The organism is Streptococcus oralis (assembly GCF_001578945.1).
In the GTDB taxonomy this organism is placed as follows: domain Bacteria; phylum Bacillota; class Bacilli; order Lactobacillales; family Streptococcaceae; genus Streptococcus; species Streptococcus oralis_Q.
Window position 1 is genome coordinate 1 of sequence record NZ_KQ969572.1, and the last position, 1,142, is coordinate 1,142.

Genomic DNA, 1,142 nt, shown 5'->3' on the forward strand with positions numbered 1-1,142 from the left:
GGCACTGCACCCATAAAATGAGACACAAGAAAACACTCCTGTTGAAATCTGGTAAACTAGAAACAGGAGTGTTTTGTTATGGTCAAAAAAGCATATTCAGTAGAAACTAAGCTAGCCTGTATCGAAATGAAGAAGGCAGGTAAATCAAATAAGGTTATCATGGATACCCTCGGTATCAAAAATGCTAGTCAGGTCAAGACCTGGTGGCGTTGGTATCAGAATGATGAATTGTACCGTTTCCACCAACCTGTGGGGAAACAATATACTTATGGTAAAGGAATGAAACAATTATCTGAAGTCGAACAGTTACGTTTGCAGGTAGAATTACTAAAAAAGTATCAGAGCTTGGTAAGAAAATCGACAAAGTAAGTCTTATCAAGCTAGTGGAAGAGTATAAGAAAACGTGCCCTGTATCTATTATTTTAGAGTGTTTCGGAGTCAAACGCTCCACCTTTTATCGCTGGAAACAGGAGTGTAAGAATTCTCAGAAAAGAGACGAAGTAGCAGATAAAATCGAACAACTCTGTATGGCAAATCGCTTTATTTACGGCTATCGAACCATCACTCGCTTACTAAAGAAAGTTTATAACCTCGTCGTTAATCGCAAGAAGGTCTATCGTATTATGAAGGAAAAGGGATGCCTTTGCCGTGTCCGTCCCAAGAAGGGACCTAAATTAGGGAAGCCTTACCATGTAACAGACAATAAGCTGGATCGTGATTTTCAGGCAGACAAGCCTATGGAGAAGCTTGTCACAGACATCACCTACCTCTATTTTGGAAACTGTAGACTTTATCTATCTTCGATCATGGATCTCTATAATCGTGAAATAGTAGCTTATACCATCTCCGAGTGCCAAGATACAGACTTTGTGCTCGACACACTTAATCAACTTGAGCTACCTCAAGGGCTACTTTTACACAGCGACCAGGGATCTGTTTATACTTCAAAAGCCTACTATCAAGCTTGTACAGAAAAAGGCATCACCCGCTCCATGTCCCGAAAAGGAACACCAGCAGATAATGCCTGTATCGAATGGTTCCATTCTGTTCTCAAGTCTGAAACCTTCTATCTCCATAAGTGGAGAAATTTGACTAAAGATAGTATAACAGAAATTGTCAAAAATTACATCATATTTTATAAT

At 39.4% G+C, this 1,142-nt stretch carries 2 protein-coding genes; both read left to right on the top strand.

Annotated elements, in window-relative coordinates:
* Window positions 1-78 precede the first annotated feature (78 nt).
* Window positions 79-369, top strand: coding sequence for a transposase (locus tag SORDD16_RS12085; protein WP_048691346.1), 291 nt, complete (start codon window positions 79-81; stop codon window positions 367-369).
* 5 nt (window positions 370-374) lie between these two features.
* Window positions 375-1,142, top strand: a 768-nt coding sequence (locus tag SORDD16_RS09765) for an IS3 family transposase (protein ID WP_241734065.1), incomplete at its 3' end; no start/stop codon positions are given.

Coding starts and splice junctions, on each gene's coding strand:
- SORDD16_RS12085 (WP_048691346.1), top strand. CDS start 79: ATGGTCAAAAAAGCATATTCAGTAGAAACTAAGCTAGCCTGTATCGAA.